Origin of the sequence: Cryobacterium sp. CAN_C2, assembly GCF_015751745.1 — a bacterium.
GTDB lineage: Bacteria > Actinomycetota > Actinomycetes > Actinomycetales > Microbacteriaceae > Cryobacterium.
Map to the genome: position 1 here is coordinate 98624 of NZ_JADOUX010000011.1, position 13948 is coordinate 112571.

Genomic DNA, 13948 nt, shown 5'->3' on the forward strand with positions numbered 1-13948 from the left:
GTTCTCGATCGCCTCCGCGCCGATGCCGTCGCTGCGGACGAGCTGCACCAACGCTCCCGCTCATTTCTCGTACAGGCCGTGCGTTCCGGACGAACCGCTGGCCTAACTCAGCGTGACATCGCAGCTGCAATAGGTCGGCACCAGCCAGAGGTTTCGCGTCTACTGCGCTTTCACGGTTGATGTCGTACCGGCCGTGAACCTTCGCGAAAATCTCACCGAGCGAGCCCTGAGCGAAGCTGTCCCGCTGTGAGCAGGTCAGACGGCCTCGCTCACCCGCGGCTGGTCGAGCTTCCACCGTTGGTCGAGCCCGTCGAGACCACACCCCCGCGAACCTAAATGGTCTCGACAAGCTCGACCAACGCGTAAACAAGCTCGACCAACGTGTCCTACTCCCGCAACTCCCCCGCCTGCGCCCGGTACCACTCCACCGTCGACCGCAACCCATCCTCAAGCCCGATCGACGACCGCCACCCGGCGTCAGCCAGCTTCGACACATCGAGCAGCTTCTGCGGCGTGCCATCGGGCTTCGACGCATCCCACTCGGTCGCCCCTGAATACCCGACCACCCGCGCAATCGTCTCGGCGATTTCCCGAATCGTCACATCCGACCCGGTGCCAACGTTCACCTGCTCCGGCCCGTCATAATGCTCCATCAAATGCAAACAAGCGGATGCCATATCGTCCACGTGCAAAAACTCGCGCCGCGGCGTGCCGGTTCCCCAGTTCGTCACCGACGCAGCCCCCGATACCGCCGCCTCGTCGTAGCGCCGAATCAGCGCGGGCAGCACGTGCGACCCCACCGGCGAGAAGTTGTCGCCCGGGCCATAGAGGTTCGTCGGCATCGCCGAGATCCACGGCAGCCCGTACTGGCGCCGCACCGCCTGCACCTGCAGAATGCCGGCGATCTTCGCGATCGCGTAGGCGTCGTTCGTGGGCTCCAGGTGCCCGGTGAGCAGAGAGTTTTCCCGTATCGGTTGCGCAGCCAGCCGCGGGTAGATGCACGACGACCCCAGAAACAGCAGGCGTTCAACACCGGCCGCCACCGCGGCATCCAGCACGTTCACCTGAATCTGCAGGTTCTCACTCAGAAAGTCGACGGGGTAGGTGTTGTTGGCGAGAATGCCGCCCACCTTGGCCGCGGCCAAGACCACATACCGCGGCTTGGCCTCGGCGAAGAACGCAAAGACCGCCGCGCGATCTTTAAGGTCAAGCTCAGCGGATGTTCGCCCGACCAGGTCGGTGAACCCTTCAGCCTCGAGCAGCCGCCAAATGGCCGACCCGACGAGTCCGCGGTGCCCGGCCACATAGAACGTTGACGCGCGGTCGAGCGCTGCCGGTACGAACGTCACCGGGCAGCGACCAGCGCGGTGCCCCAGCTGGCGAGCTTGGGCTGGTCGATCCAGTCCTCACCGCGGTGCTTCAGCAGCTCCATGTCAGCATCCACCATGATGCGGGCGAGCTCGGCAGTGTCGACCTCGGGAACCCAGCCCAGAACATCCGCTGCCTTGGAGGCGTCGCCGACCAGGGCGTCGACCTCGGTGGGGCGCAGGTAGCGTTCGTCGAAGCGCACGTGCTTCTGCCAGTCGAGGCCAGCGCGGCTGAACGAGGCTTCGACAAAGTCGCGCACGGTGTAGCTTCCTCCGGTGGCGAGCACGAAGTCTTCGGGCTCGTCGGCCTGCAGCATGCGCCACATACCCTCCACGTATTCGGCGGCGTAGCCCCAGTCGCGAATGGAGTCGAGGTTGCCGAGGTAGACGTGGTCTTGCTTGCCGGCGTGAATGGCAGCGACGGCGCGGGTGATCTTGCGCGTCACAAAGGTTTCACCGCGGCGCGGGGATTCGTGATTGAACAGAATGCCGTTCACGGCGAACATGTCGTACGCCTCGCGGTAGTTCTTGGTGATCCAGTAGCTGTAGACCTTGGCGGCTCCATACGGAGAGCGCGGATAAAATGGCGTGTCTTCGTTCTGCGGCGGCGGGGTGGCGCCGAACATCTCTGAGCTCGACGCCTGGTAGAACCGGCAGTGAATGCCCGACATGCGCACGGCTTCAAGCAGGCGAATCGTGCCCATGCCCGTGGTGTCCGCCGTGTGCTCGGGCTCGTCAAACGAAACACGCACGTGCGACTGCGCGGCAAGGTTGTAGACCTCGTCGGGCTGAATCTTGGCGAGCAGGGTCACCAGGCGCGATCCGTCGCTCAGGTCGCCGTAGTGCAGAAACAGCTTCGCGCCCTCGTCGTGCGGGTCCACATATAGGTGATCGATGCGCGACGTATTAAAAGTGGATGCCCGCCGAATCAGCCCGTGCACCTCATAGCCCTTGGCCAGCAGCAGCTCAGCCAAGTAGGAGCCGTCTTGCCCCGTAATACCTGTAATCAACGCGCGTTTTGCCATGACTCCCCCTGTGCCCAAATGCAAACTCCGCCAAGTTTACAGCCGCCTCTGCCCCGGATTCTCGACGGGCCGATGCTGAGCAGGCGCTGCATAAGTCGACGATTCGTCACTATCGCTCGCTTTTGTCACGCTCCTGGGCTACATTCCGATAAACGTGCTTGTGCTTACCCACTCGTTCTACGTTCGACCCGACTTTTTTCGTAGCCCGAAGGATGCCCCTCATGCCCCACACGTCTACCCGTCCGTTCCAGAAATGGCTGGCGAAGCACACCCCATACCCTGCGCTTGGACAAGCGAAACGCGTTCGACTTCGCGACAAAATACCCCGCACGTCGTCTGCCTGCCGGTACTGCGGCGGCGAGGTGACTCCTCTGCGCACGGGTAGCCAAGCACGATGGTGCTCGACTGAACATTGGATCGAGGACGTCAACCTCGTTCTGTAACAACATCCGACGACCCACCAGCCAGGATCCTCAAAGCGAAGCGCGGCGCGCTGTGCCCTAAACTCAAGGAGGGGGGCACCTGCCTTAGAAGATCAACACTGATCTCCCGTTCGAAAAAGAACTAGGTGGGTTAATAGTGTTTCAAGCTGAGGTCAAGGAATTCGACTACTCAACCGTTGGCCACGTTCCCTTCGCAATTACAAATTTAGAGCAGGCCACCAAATGGCTCATCGCCACCTCCAAAGGCAACCCAACGCCGATCGCAGTGCGTCTCGCGAATGCTTATTGTGTCGCGCTCGCCGAGGGTGAAGACAGTTATCGCACACTCTTAAAGGCAAGCGGCATCAATTTCCCCGATGGAACTCCCGTCGTGAAGGTTATGCAGCTCAATTGTCAAGGCAGCCAATCACAGCCTGGCCGAGTGCGCGGCCCCTCGCTTTTCACAAGAGTCTTGGAGGAGGGACAGCATCAGGGGCTTCGGCATTTCTTCCTCGGTGGATCCCCGGAGACGCTGGCAGCACTTGAGACCAACGTAAAGTCACGGTTTCCGGACGCAGAAATTGTTGGAAGTTATTCACCGCCCTTCGCACCCATTTCGGAGAGCTACGTCGACGATTGTGCCCGAGCCGTAAGAGAGACCTCAGCTGAGGTCGTATGGGTTGGCTTGGGTACGCCGAAACAAGACTTCATTGCGTCCGCGCTGGCTCCTCGGCTAGGCCTACCCGTCGTCGGGGTAGGTGCCGCGTTCGATTTTGTCGCTGGCACAAGGCCAGAAGCTCCAGTATGGATGCAGAATTCTGGAACGGAATGGCTCTTCCGATTTGCGTCTGAGCCTCGCCGATTGGGGCATCGCTATCTGGTGGGAAACGCAATTTTCCTGAAGGCGGCATTTCGCTCGATACGCGCCCGTCGCTAGCTCCACTCCGACCAACGCCCAAGTCGCGGAGTCTTGGCTGCAATCTAACTCGATAAATATCGCAGTCTCAGCTCTCTCCACGCTTGTGTAGTCGGAATGATTTTTTTCGAAAAGAGGCGTGCAGTGAAAATTGCCCTTGTACACAGTTACTACTCAAGCCGCCAGCCGAGCGGCGAGAACGTCGTCGTTGACGCCCAAGCAAAAGCTCTCAGGGACTACGGTTTTGATGTGCGCGTTATCGCAACACGCACCGATGAGCTCGAAGGAAAGCGCGGCTACAAGCTCTCTACCGCTGTCAATGTTGCAACGGGTAAGGGAGCGTCACCGCTGCGAGAGCTGAATGATTTCGCCCCCGACATAGTGCATGTGCACAATCTTTTTCCAAATTGGGGAACTTATTGGCTAAATCAATGGCATGGACCGTTGGTGGCGACACTTCACAACTTCCGACCGGTCTGCGCCGCTGGCACACTGTTCCGTGACGGTGCCGAATGCACTTTGTGCCCTGACACGACCACGCTGGCCGCAGTAAAACACGCCTGTTACCGTGGCTCAAAAGTCGCCACTATCCCGCTAGCCGTTCGCAGTCGAAATGGGGTCTCTGGCGACCCGCTACTGAATCGTGCAGATGCTATCGTCGTGCTCACTGAAAGAGCTAGACGAATGTATACAGAATTCGGTCTCCCGCAACACAAAACTTCAGTAATACCCAATTTTGTCCACGATTCCAGTTTCTCTCCGCTTATCGTTCCAGGCAATGACTGGGTCTACATCGGTCGGCTGTCGCAAGAAAAGGGTATTCTCAACCTGATCAAGCACTGGCCGGAATCACAAACGTTACGTATTTACGGAGACGGGCCGCTGCGCAACCCTGTCGAAAACGCTACCGAATCCGTGCCGAATGTGTCCTACCTTGGTCGGCTCGACCATGATGCGGTGCCAACCGTACTTGCAGAGGCTCGTGGGCTGCTACTCCCGAGCGAGTGGGCGGAAGGGCTCCCGCTCTCATATATCGAGGCGCTAGCGGCGGGGAGGATGGTCGTCGCGATGGCAGGGAGCAGCGGCGCAGACGACTTGGCCGAGGCTGGCGCTGGCACTATCTTCGCCGACTGGGCTGGACTTCAAGACGCCCTCAATAAGGCCCGAGCTCAAGCGGAACTCTTCGCTACCCGTGCGCGATGCCATTATGAGCATAACTATCGTCGGGAGGCTTTTCTCGAGCGCACCAACGAACTGTATCAGAACCTCCTCGCCGCGTCCCACCGCGTGACTGGACGGAAGCATGCGTAGGGTCGTTATTCTGCAGGAATACATTCCAACCTACCGTGTTCCCTTTTATCAGGCGCTTCGAACCCGTGCGGCGGAGGAACAGGTTGACCTCGTAGTTGCCTGCGGACGCCCAAGTGAGACGCAGAACTTGCGTGCCGATTCGGGCACAGTTTCATTCGTGCAGTTCTTTCGTCAGCGTGAGGTTTCTCTCTGGGGCCGTCGCGTTGTCTTGAGACGAGTGGCTGAGGCTATTCGCGGCGCCGACTTGGTGGTGCTCGAGCAGGCACGACGGAATTTGGATTCGTATTGGCTGCTAGGGCCGGCACGTCGGCGAAAGCCACTGGTGGCCCTGTGGGGACATGGACGTGACTATACGCGGCCAACGGGAAATTTAGACAGAAGAGTTCGACAATGGTTGACATCACGCTCGGACTGGTTTTTTGCTTACACAGAAGGCGGTGCGCTCGCGATCATCTCAGATGGATACCCCCGTGGTCAAACCACCGTGGTACAGAACTCAATTGACACAACTGCCCTGCGTCTGGGAGTCGCATCAGTTGAGCCCGGTACCGTCACAAACTTTAGCCACGATCATGATCTGCGGGGAAATACTGCAATCTTCTTGGGCGCCCTCGACGAATCTAAGCGGCTGGATTTCTTGTTCGAAGCCGCGAAGATAACGCATACTCTGAACCATGACTTCCGATTGCTGGTGGCTGGAGATGGGGCTCTACGAGACGACGTAGAAGAATGGGCCCGATCAGAAAGCTGGATCACTTATCTCGGCACAGCGCGTGGTCAGGCTAAGTTAGTGGCTTTGGCCTCCGTCCAAGTCATGGCTATGCCTGGACGAGTTGGCCTTGTCGCTGTTGATAGTTTTGCCGCGGGTACACCGATTGTCACGACCGACTGGGCGTGGCATGCCCCCGAGCAGGAGTACCTTGAGTCTGGCGTGAACGCCATCATCACTCCAGACGATGTAAGAGAATTTGGCAGAGAACTCGCTGCAGTGCTTGCCGATCAGAAGCTGCTATTAAGTTTGTCGGCAGCCTGCCTCATCTCTAGCGAGCAATACACGCTTGAGGCAATGGTAGAAAACTATATGGGTGGGATCATGCGAGCGCTGGACACAGAGCGATGAAACAACTGCACGTCATCATGGCCTGCCACAATCGTCGGGACCTCACTGTCGGGTCGATACGTTCAGCCATCGCAGCAGCCGAAACTGCCCATGTTAACGTTGACTTCACGGTTTACGATGACGGTTCAACCGATGGATCGTCGGCAGCACTAAGTGAAATGGGAGCCGATATCACTGTGCTTTCAGGCGATGGATCTGCGTACTGGGCGCGCAGTATGGCCCGCGCCGAATTGGATGTATGGAGCAGGCCTGTTTCCCAGCAGAGTTCAGAAAGTTGGATAGTTTGGCTCAATGACGATGTCATCCTCGACACGACCGCCTTCCACGACTTGGATGCCATGGCGGTCAACACCGTGTACATCGGAGCTATGCGCGACGGTGACACAGGTGATATTACCTATGGCGGGCTTAAAAAAACCGGCTGGCATCCTCTCGGCTTCAGCACAGTAGCGCCTGGCCCCCTGCTGATTCCACTTGACTCCTTTAACGGAAATTTGGTCTTCGTCTCCATGCCGACTGCGATTCAGTTAGGTGGCATCGATGGAGAATACTCACATTCACTGGCCGACATTGACTATGGTCTGCGTTGTGGGCGGCTCAATATTCCAGCACTATTGCTGCCCGTAAGTCGCGGAGTGTGCGCCAGGAATTCGCCCGAGCCGCGTGATGGGGTCCGACGCCAGTGGCGCAGGTTTGTTGGCCTAAAGGGAGGTGGCCACTATGCGTCCCTTACCCGGATAATCAAGAAGGGCGCGCAGAGAAAGTGGCCTCTATATGTATACGCGACGTATATTCTCTGGTGGGCGAGACACTTGATTAGCAGTGTCAAGGCTCGATATCAAAACGGTGAGAGTTAGCGAAGCCAATGTGGTGTCGTATACCGAAAAGCTGAAAGCGAAAATATGGTTTTCGACCTCGCGGTGTTTTCGGGCGGAAACGTCGTAGGTCTGATATGAGCTGCTCTGCGACGAGTAGGTGCACCGTTTCGCTGGACGTGCTAAGACTCCCGCCCAAATAATCCATACTTTTTTGCCAGAATCACGGGAGGCAGGCGGTCACGGAATCGCCACAGAAGTACGGCCGCTCCGAACACGATGAGAGCGATCAGGCCCCACAAAGTCGGCGACGTAAGAGCTAACGGTACGAGAGTGCACACACCCACTCCGATGGCCGCGACCAAGGTGGAGAACACGACGACGACGAGGTAGTTCCGCGCGAGTCTCGTGATATTTAAGTATCCGTTCTTTCCGCACAGTGCAATTTGTACTGAATGTCGAGCGATTTGGGTGACGATGAGAGCAACCATTGCAAAGATGATGTCCTGATACACGAACACGCTCATTGCCCCGGCAACTTGGACGGCAAGGAGAAGCGCAGACGTGATCCACATCCAGCTGAACCTCCCCAACGTCTCCACCGCGCTGGAAAGGACCATCGACATCATTTGAAGCCCCGCGGAGAGCGCGAGAGGCACAACGAGCGCTGACGTGATGGTCCAACCCGGGCCAAAAAAAATCGGAACCAAGGCGGGCATGATCACCGCGGCGAGTGCACTCAGCGGCAAGGCAAACCAGGCAACGAGAATGAGAAGGTCCGTCCAGACGTGACGAGCGCGCTCCGCATTGCCAATGTCATGCCGAAATTCCGGAGATATCGCCTGGATCAGCGCAACCTGTACTTGTTGAAAAGGCACAGAAGTCAGCACATCAGCACGGTTCCAGTAGCCGAAATACGATGACCCGATCGCACGACTCGTGCTGAATTTTGTGATGTTGCCAATGAGGTACTCCACGAACTTGATGGCCGTAAGATGGCCACTGAACCGGACCTCGTTTCGTGCCCGCTTCAGCCGCGCTAGACCCCAAAGATCTCCACCTGTGAGGGAGAGTGCGCCTAGCACAAGCAAGAGCTGGGCGACAATGGAGGACATCACGAGCGCGCTCGCAGATTTAAACTCGATTACAGCGATGGCACCGGCTCCCATACCCACCAGATTGCTCAGAAGGGCAATCAGAGCGAGTGCTCGAAAACTACCTTTCCTGCGCATGAGAGTTGTCGCAATTCCACTGAGCGGAGCGACAAACGAGCTCACCGCTAGCCAGCGAATCACCGGCGTTGCGCTTACGTCCCCCCATGCTGAGGCCCAAAACGGAGAGCTTAGCCACACAAACGCCGCCGCTCCTCCTCCAAGAATCAGTGCGTAACTAACTAGTGCCCTAATGTGCGGACGGTCGAGCTCCGTCATGCGTGCTACGGACTGGGCGATTCCTCCTGAGGACAGGAGGGCGACGAGGCCGGCCACAGAAAGGGCGATGGCATATGCTCCGAACCCAGCTGGCGCGACATACCGCGAAGTTATTGCCGCGTACGCGAACTGCACCAAAACCGAAATAGCTTGCGCTCCATACATCCAAGCGGCGCCGACAAGGAGGTTTCGACCGGTGCCCAAGGCCTAGACTCCCCCGGCAATCGCTGCTGAGAGTTGGGTAGTACTGAAGTTCCCTTTCGCATCAATATTTACCCAGCGCCCGGTATCGGGAACCTTGTGCCACCAAGGAACTCGTCCAAGGATCACGTTGCGGGATGCCAAAGCCGCAGTGAAGCTGAACGAACTCGAAGACAAGACCAAAAGTCTTGCCGAGGCGAACTCGATGAGATCAGTATCTCTGTCTCCATTTAGTTTCACCAGAACTCCAGCTAGGGCCAGTAGCGGGAAATCTTTAGGCTGCTCTAGCGCATAGACCTGTATCTCCATGTCATCAAAGCCATCAGTTGCCCTAAGCGCTTTGACGACCTCTACGTGCCAATCTTCAAGTACCCACCGATTGATGCCCCCCGCGCCGCCCATATGGTTCTCATGAATATCCGCGCCCCGACGCACGTGGCTTGCCACATACTCCGCCTGCGCTTCTTGTCTATCGAATTTTTCACCCGGGCTGCCCGCCTGCAACGCACCCCTGACGGCACCTTCCGTCGGCACCTGACCCCAGAGTCCCGGATCAAGGGAGCTTCGGAACATTAAAACGAGATCAGGGAATTTCGCCTTGACGCTTGCCACTTGTGCGCGCAAAATCCTGGCAACCCGAGGGTCACTCTGGTCGCCGACTGGCGTCAGCCAAACGCGCTTGACACCGGACTCAGGAGGGCGCGACGTGACACGAGAAAAATCAAAGAGCCCTTCAGGGTCTTTTGTTAGGGCGCCGCCAGCACATTCGAAATCAAGATCCTTCGCCCACAAGTACCCCGAAACCCACGAGGAGACTTGACGACCGATCAGAGCATAGGGGTGAACTTCTATTTCCAAATATGCTCCCGCTGATCGTGAAGGATTGGTGTGCGTGGGGGGTTGCGCCCATTTCCTATCCAGCCAAAACGCGGCAGTATGCGCAAATGCGTTGAAACGCCCCTCGAGTCTTAGCCTAAATCTCAGCCCCAGGGTCCCGAACGGTCTTGCTCTCATTTGTTCACTCTCCCTTCAAGACGTTCAAATACCAGCATGCCGCGTCCGTCGAAGATGGCGGCGGGGCCAAGAATCTGAGTTGACGGTAGATTTTGTCTACCCTGCGGGCGTTCCGTTAGCACGATTCGACCACGGGCCGCTCTGGCATACCCACCCGACTTCAGCTTTGGCTGCTTCTGACGGATTCTGGTTGGCTGTTGTTCGACGCGCGACTGCTAGAGCCCGTCTAGCGCCGGCGCATCAATATCCCACGCGTTACGAGCGGCTTGAGGATCCACCCGAACGGCCCTGTAGTTGAGGAAGGAAACCAACTGGTCATCTTGCCGATAGTGCGCGTGAGCAAATGCCTGCGCCTGCTGGCTCAGACAGATGCGTTCCGCGGGTGACGTCTCTGTCAAGACCCGTTCAATTGAATCGGCAAGGCTCTTATAGGTCTTGCCAAGGAGGAGGAATGGCCTGGTGCACTCCGGGAAGACCTCGTCATATTCGGGGTGATGCGTTGTGGCATGAATGGATCCCGATGCAAGCGAGATCGGGAGTCGATTCGAAAAATAGCTCGGCTCGCCAGCGTAATGATCCCAGTTTGCGCTAATCCAAGCCGAACGTATTGCCTCGCTCTGGGCGGGGAAAGCAACCGGTCCCATGGCTCCCACACCCGTCCAACCATTTCCGTAGACGGCGAGCCTGTCACCCAGTCGATCCTGTAGGTACGATACGAATTCAATCCTCTGCCTCCAGTTCGGGTGGCCCTTGAAACGAGGACGATTTCGGTTTGCGACGATCACGACGTCGTGCGTGCGCTGCTGGGCTTGACTGACCGCGGCGTATCTGAAACGCTCTGCATCGAACGCGCTCGCCGCCCAACGCACATCGCTTGATCCAGACCTGCGAAAATTCTCTGCAAATGTTCCGGTGCCAACGGTAAATACGACGTCGGCAGAACGTCCTGCCGCTCTCGCCGCAGATGGAAGGGGATGCAGGAAACGACTATATGGATCGCCCTCGTGATAGATTATCTCGAAATCTGAATTCGTCCGCATCGCTTGGAAATGCTTGTCCTTCAAACCCGTTGAACCAAGGTGTTGCATCAGGATTACGTTGGGTTTGAACGCACGCACATGACGCACCAAGTCCTGTCGATGCCGCTCGGCGTCACCGCCGTTCCGAATGCGCCACTGCAAGCTGAACACACTCACTTGCTCAATTAACTTCTGGTTAACAAGATTCGCGAACGGGCGCCTCAGGCCAACCTGCCTGAACGCACCATCCTCATTCGGAACATAAAGAACGCGGAGTTGTTCCATTATTTTTCTGACCGGGGCTTTCTTCTAAACGCTTGTGGAACTTGGAAGTTGACCCGAGATTAGATTCTCCAGATCCCATGAGCGAACTTACGCTGTCATCCTCACGATGCCAGCCGAATTCAAAGCCTCCCAGTGCTCAACAAAGGCGACTTCGTCAAACCTAGTGCCTACAACTCTTGCGGGATTGCCGACTGCTATCGAGTTGGATGGGATACTCCTCGTGACGACGGCGCCAGCGCCAATAATGCTGCTGTCTCCAATCGTCACTCCCGATAGAACGGTTGCGGCGTACCCGATCCATACGTCTGAACCCACGACGGTGATGTGGCTCATCTCATCCGGGAATCGTCCGACCCATCGCGAATCACGTATCGAAATGCCGACCTGTGCCATGTCGTGATCCTCGCGGCCGACAATACCCACACCATTCGCGATTAGCACATCATCCCCGATTCGGCCGTCCACTTCGATTCGCACATTGGACCCCACACTTACGTTGCTTCCGATTACCAGCCTTCGAGGTGCCCACACGATTGAGTTGGTACCGAAAACAAAACGTTCCCCAACGGAGACATTCTGTCGAATCGTACGTCGTCTCCAATACGCGACCTTCAGCCGCCTAATGAGCACGAGTTATCCCTTCAGCGTTGCTCCCTTGTAATTTAGGGTGTCCAAGGGGGGAGAGGCTTCCAAGGACTCGACTGGGATTGCCAGCGGCAATCACGTCCGCCGGGACGTCGCTTGTCACGACTGATCCAGCTCCAACAACTGACCGGTCACCTATGGAGACGCCCTTGAGAACGATGGCCCGGGCGCCGATAAACACGTCATTCCCGATAATCACACGGTGTTTCTCCAGGGGTTCGGGGAAGCCAAGGTGCCGCCGAGAGGCGCCGGGAGGCGGCTTCACAACATGGTGATCCGAATCAGTTATGAGCACCCCCGCACCAATCAGTACGCGATTGCCAATCGAGACATCCCAGGCAGCACTGATTGTGGCACTCGTGATTCCAGAGTCCTTGCCAACGCTCAGTCGTGCTCCAGGGCGCAGCGTCTTCAGGATAACCGGACCCCGCGCTTCCAGAGTGTTTCGACGAATGTCGGCATTGAGGATGACGTTATCGGCGAGAGAAATTGTGCTCCCGGCCGCTCGGTCCACGCGAACCCGACCATACGAGAGGACGTTTGAACCTAAGCGCACGCCCGCTCTCCGCATGATGAACTGGTTGGGCATCATGCTAATACTTCGCATGAGTTTCTTGATACTTCTCATTCTGGCTCTCATGCTTCGGATGCCGCTTTTCTAGGTCGGCCTGATAAAACTCGGTAGTTCACGCTGGATTTCTCTTCCCTCTATAATCTCGCCTCGCGCTGGGGTGCTATTGAGTGTAGGTGCCATTCGCTGCGGATGCAGAAACAGGAATCGTCCTCCATTTGGCGCGGTCAGATTTCATTGTATTTAATTTTTGCGGTAGGGGCGTAGCGAGCGAAATCCCGACGATTACCGCGAGTGGCGCTACCACGAACGGATACACAAGAGGGTTGTCGGTCAGGCATCCGAAGACGAAAACGACGAGTGCGAGTAAAGCACTTAGATGCGGCGCTGCTTCAATTTGCGTCGGCGCTCTCCGTGCTCTTTTTGCAGTTGCAGTGAAGAGTGCCAATAGCGCCCAAAGGAACAAGGCAAGTCCGATTAGGCCGGCGTCGAAGTAAACACGCAAGAAATCGTTGTGAGGTTCAGCTTGTCCGGGAATGAGAGACGCAACTTGAAGTTTGACTGAACCTGGCCCCTGACCGATAAGCGGAGAACGCAGGGCGCCCTGTAGCACTGCTGCCCAAATCTTGTCTCGGCCTTGACTACTGATAACGATGCCCCCGACTTGAAAGGCTTGGTCGCCACCGGTGAATCGCTCTCTAACAAATGGGATGGTCAGGACGGCACCAATTACGGCCGCCAGCGCAAGAAAACCGAGAGCTAGAAATCTATTTCGTCGAAACCCCTGATGGCTGAGGGATGCTCTTATAGTCAACAATAGGGCGCCCGCAACTATCGCTGTGCGGGAAAGACTTGCTGTCATGAGCGCGGCAAGAAAAATCGGAAGATTGCGAGCCCATTTACTTGAGTTGATGACATATGGAACAGTGGCGGCCATGAGGACGAGTGCCTCAAGAGCAAACGATCTTCGTCCGAAGAATCCGCTCGCGCCCAAACCGCCACTAACGAGAATTAGTGCATAACCAGTGCCAATGATCCAACCGATCATGACAAGCTGTCGCCGCAGTCTTTCTAGCCCAAGACTGCCTGTATACGACGCAGTCAACATGGCGACAGACACGAACAGCCAGAAAATCAGAATTGTTTGAAAACCTCCGACGGAGGTGCCGAGAACGATCGCAAGAAACGTAGACCATATTGCTAATAAAGCAAACGGTAGGAGTGGACGCACTGCACCGCGGGGCGCAGCAATTAGAGATGGCAGGGAGACGATCCCAAAAAGAGCGACGAGTGCAGTTAGAATAGCGGATCCAGATACGCCGCCGAAGCCGACGTAAGCTGGGAAATCGCATAAGGCCGCGATGGCCACAGCCATCGTAGTGACTAGAGGTATTCGTTCCCCGGCTGCATCCGTCCGCTTGCCCAACAATCTCACCATTCCTATTACTAAATAGAACCATCAACACAATAGCTTTCGGACCCTACGAGCGTTCCCCAATATGACACCGATGTCGGCTGGTTTCAGTCTACAGAGTGGGGGGCACGCCCCATTTGGGGATCTTCATCTAGGGAGATGTGGCCAGAGTTCTCTCGACAGACCCGCCCAACGGGCCGGGAGCGGTTCAGAGGGGCTCGGCCATCACGGAATGATGGGCGTCGCCGACAATACGTGTGGCACGGGAGCGGAGCATCCGCTCTGCGCGTCTAAGCCTCAATACCGTTCAGTTAAGCGTTTGGATAGTGATTTCTGGCTCGTGGAGCGGTTGTGGCCAGTCCGCGTGATGGAAACGTTTGGCGGGCCACTTTG

The 13948-nt window shown here is 57.1% G+C and carries 12 protein-coding genes; 4 read left to right on the forward strand and 8 right to left on the reverse strand.

Going from position 1 to position 13948, the window contains the following annotated elements; all coding sequences use genetic code 11:
• Positions 1-386: 386 nt before the first annotated feature.
• Both IWX77_RS10530 and gmd read right to left on the reverse strand, forming a co-directional pair.
• Positions 387-1349: a GDP-L-fucose synthase family protein gene (locus tag IWX77_RS10530; RefSeq protein ID WP_196844457.1), complete on the reverse strand. Its 963-nt coding sequence runs from the start codon at positions 1347-1349 to the stop codon at positions 387-389.
• On the reverse strand, positions 1346-2392 hold the full coding sequence (gene gmd / locus IWX77_RS10535) for a GDP-mannose 4,6-dehydratase (protein ID WP_196844458.1): 1047 nt from the start codon (positions 2390-2392) through the stop codon (positions 1346-1348). Before gmd ends, IWX77_RS10530 begins: the two co-directional genes overlap by 4 nt.
• 579 nt (positions 2393-2971) lie before the next feature.
• Between gmd and IWX77_RS10540 the strand changes: the two genes are divergently transcribed.
• From IWX77_RS10540 to IWX77_RS10555, 4 genes are all read left to right on the forward strand, one after another.
• Positions 2972-3751 (forward strand): WecB/TagA/CpsF family glycosyltransferase, encoded by a 780-nt coding sequence (locus IWX77_RS10540; protein ID WP_196844459.1) that lies wholly within the window; start codon positions 2972-2974, stop codon positions 3749-3751.
• Between the two features lie 96 nt (positions 3752-3847).
• Positions 3848-5041: a glycosyltransferase family 4 protein gene (locus IWX77_RS10545; RefSeq protein ID WP_196844460.1), complete on the forward strand. Its 1194-nt coding sequence runs from the start codon at positions 3848-3850 to the stop codon at positions 5039-5041.
• Entirely contained in the window at positions 5034-6161 is a 1128-nt protein-coding gene (locus IWX77_RS10550; RefSeq protein WP_196844461.1) for a glycosyltransferase family 4 protein, read from the forward strand. The genes IWX77_RS10545 and IWX77_RS10550 overlap by 8 nt, the downstream gene beginning before the upstream one ends.
• Positions 6158-7018: a glycosyltransferase family 2 protein gene (locus tag IWX77_RS10555; protein WP_196844462.1), complete on the forward strand. Its 861-nt coding sequence runs from the start codon at positions 6158-6160 to the stop codon at positions 7016-7018. Before IWX77_RS10550 ends, IWX77_RS10555 begins: the two co-directional genes overlap by 4 nt.
• Positions 7019-7158: 140 nt before the next feature.
• Here IWX77_RS10555 and IWX77_RS10560 read toward each other — a convergent pair whose 3' ends face one another.
• From IWX77_RS10560 to IWX77_RS10585, 6 genes are all read right to left on the reverse strand, one after another.
• Positions 7159-8610, reverse strand: coding sequence for an oligosaccharide flippase family protein (locus IWX77_RS10560; RefSeq protein WP_196844463.1), 1452 nt, complete (start codon positions 8608-8610; stop codon positions 7159-7161).
• 3 nt (positions 8611-8613) lie between these two features.
• On the reverse strand, positions 8614-9465 hold the full coding sequence (locus tag IWX77_RS10565; RefSeq protein WP_196844464.1) for a hypothetical protein: 852 nt from the start codon (positions 9463-9465) through the stop codon (positions 8614-8616).
• A gap of 371 nt (positions 9466-9836) precedes the next feature.
• Complete coding sequence (locus IWX77_RS10570) at positions 9837-10925, reverse strand: hypothetical protein (RefSeq protein ID WP_196844465.1); 1089 nt, start codon at positions 10923-10925, stop codon at positions 9837-9839.
• An 87-nt stretch (positions 10926-11012) separates the two neighbouring features.
• Entirely contained in the window at positions 11013-11402 is a 390-nt protein-coding gene (locus tag IWX77_RS10575; protein WP_196844466.1) for a DapH/DapD/GlmU-related protein, read from the reverse strand.
• A gap of 142 nt (positions 11403-11544) precedes the next feature.
• Positions 11545-12210, reverse strand: a complete 666-nt coding sequence (locus IWX77_RS10580) for an acyltransferase (protein WP_334353664.1) — start codon at positions 12208-12210, stop codon at positions 11545-11547.
• A 94-nt stretch (positions 12211-12304) separates the two neighbouring features.
• Entirely contained in the window at positions 12305-13516 is a 1212-nt protein-coding gene (locus tag IWX77_RS10585; protein ID WP_196844467.1) for an O-antigen ligase family protein, read from the reverse strand.
• Between the last annotated feature and the right edge of the window lie 432 nt (positions 13517-13948).

What these genes read in the sequence shown, in the direction of transcription:
- gmd (WP_196844458.1), bottom strand. Translation starts at nt 2,392, where the DNA reads ATGGCAAAACGCGCGTTGATTACAGGTATTACGGGGCAAGACGGCTCC.
- IWX77_RS10545 (WP_196844460.1), top strand. Translation starts at nt 3,848, where the DNA reads ATGATTTTTTTCGAAAAGAGGCGTGCAGTGAAAATTGCCCTTGTACAC.
- IWX77_RS10550 (WP_196844461.1), top strand. Translation starts at nt 5,034, where the DNA reads ATGCGTAGGGTCGTTATTCTGCAGGAATACATTCCAACCTACCGTGTT.
- IWX77_RS10555 (WP_196844462.1), top strand. Translation starts at nt 6,158, where the DNA reads ATGAAACAACTGCACGTCATCATGGCCTGCCACAATCGTCGGGACCTC.
- IWX77_RS10570 (WP_196844465.1), bottom strand. Translation starts at nt 10,925, where the DNA reads ATGGAACAACTCCGCGTTCTTTATGTTCCGAATGAGGATGGTGCGTTC.
- IWX77_RS10580 (WP_334353664.1), bottom strand. Translation starts at nt 12,210, where the DNA reads ATGAGAGCCAGAATGAGAAGTATCAAGAAACTCATGCGAAGTATTAGC.
- IWX77_RS10585 (WP_196844467.1), bottom strand. Translation starts at nt 13,516, where the DNA reads ATGGCTGTGGCCATCGCGGCCTTATGCGATTTCCCAGCTTACGTCGGC.